The organism is Polaromonas sp. P3_C2, assembly GCF_056402675.1.
Window position 1 is genome coordinate 1 of sequence record NZ_JBFUGX010000735.1, and the last position, 1,870, is coordinate 1,870.

2 protein-coding genes are annotated in these 1,870 nt (G+C 62.1%); both read left to right on the top strand.

What is annotated here, in order from left to right; translation table 11 throughout:
* Nucleotides 1-119: 119 nt before the first annotated feature.
* Nucleotides 120-881: an SDR family oxidoreductase gene (locus tag AC1DWI_RS21325; protein ID WP_457279763.1), complete on the top strand. Its 762-nt coding sequence runs from the start codon at nucleotides 120-122 to the stop codon at nucleotides 879-881.
* A gap of 394 nt (nucleotides 882-1,275) precedes the next feature.
* A partial coding sequence (locus AC1DWI_RS21330; protein WP_477725693.1) for a radical SAM protein occupies nucleotides 1,276-1,870 on the top strand: 595 nt, incomplete at its 3' end.

The window sequence follows — 1,870 nt, forward strand, 5'->3', positions numbered from 1 at the left end:
AGCGAGAGAGACAGAGGGAAAACCCGCACCACCGTGATCAGCAACAATAAGCAATGGAAGCCGCACGCCACCGTACGGCAGCGTGCGCCGGCAGCAACCTTTACGAGAAAGACAAAATCATGCGGGTCAAGGACAAATCCATCATCGTGACCGGCTCCGGAGGCGGTATCGGTGAAGGCATCGCGCGGCGGCTGGCGGCCGAGGGCGCCAGGGTCATCGTCAACGACATCAATGTGGCGCTGGGCGAAAAAGTCGTGGCCGCCATCGTCAAGGCCGGCGGCACAGCTTCGTTCTTTGCCGCCGACGTCACAAAGTCCGCCGAGGTCAAGGCGCTGGTGGCTGCCGCTGTGCAGCGCTACGGCCGGCTCGACGTGATGGTCAGCAACGCCGGCTGGACGCACCGCAACCAGCCAGCACTTGATGTCAGCGAAGACGATTTCGACAAGTGCTACGCCATCAACGTCAAGAGCATTTACCTGGCTACCATCCACGCCACGCCGGTATTTCGCGAGCAAGGCGGGGGCAGTTTCATCAACATTGCGTCGACGGCGGGGGTACGCCCCCGTCCTGGCCTGACCTGGTACAACGGCTCCAAGGGGGCCGTCATCACGACCTCCAAGTCGCTGGCTGCCGAGCTCGGCCCCGACAACATCCGGGTCAATTGCATCAACCCGGTATTCAACCCCGACACAGGCCTCTCGGCCGAATTCGCGGGTGGCCCGCTGGATGAAGAACGCAAGGCGAAGTTTCGCGCGAGCATTCCGCTGGGACGTTTTTCGACCGCGCTGGATGTGGCCAATGCCGCGCTTTACCTGGCCAGCGACGAAGCGGACTTCATCAGCGGTGTATGCCTGGAAGTAGACGGCGCCCGGTGTGTGTAGAGCCCCCACGGTCGCTCACTTCGTGTAGCTCCCTGCCCCCCCGAGGGGGCCGCCCGCCTGCGGTCTGGCAAAGCCAGTCCCGCGGCTCATGCTGGGTTTAAGAGTTCTGTGCGTAACCAGTGCGAGGTATTTCACCAATGGGTGCCGCGGAACCGGCTTTGCCGGGCCGCAGGCACCGTCCCCTGCAAGGGGAAAAGGGCTACACGAAGTGAGCTCGATAGGGGTGTGCCAATTTTTCGGCTTCGCCGGCCCCAGGCGCCGCCCCCTTGAGGGGGGAACGGGCTACACGAAGTGAGCCTGGACGGGGGTGAGCCAATCCCTCTTTGGGGATAAGGCCTGGTTTTAGTGCCCCAGCCGGGCCAATGGGGTAAATTCTCCCCTTGGGCTCCTCACGATGACGACCGACAAAATCATTCCGCTGGCAGATATTCGCTACGCAAGCCGCGTACCGCATATCCCTGCCCGGTTGTCTGCCCCGACGGGCCTGCTGAGCGACACGCTGGGCCGGCCGCTGCGGGATTTGCGCATCAGCGTGACGGATCGCTGCAATTTCCGCTGCAGCTACTGCATGCCGCGCGAGGTATTCGACAAGGACTACGCTTTCCTGCCGCAAACCTCGCTGCTGAGTTTTGAGGAAATCACGCGCTTGGCGAAGATTTTTGTGGCTCATGGGGTCGAGAAAATCCGGCTGACGGGCGGCGAGCCGCTGCTGCGCAAGCACCTGGAGATACTGATCGAAATGCTGGCGAAGCTGCAAACGCCGCAGGGCAAGCCGCTGGACATCACGCTGACCACCAACGCCTCGCTGCTCGCCAAAAAAGCCCAATCCCTCAAGGATGCTGGACTGCAGCGCGTCACCGTGAGCCTTGATGCGCTGGACGACACCATCTTCCGTCGCATGAACGATGTGGACTTTCCGGTGGCTGATGTGCTCAAGGGCATTGAAGTGGCGCAAAAGGTTGGCCTGGCGCCGCTCAAGGTCAACATGG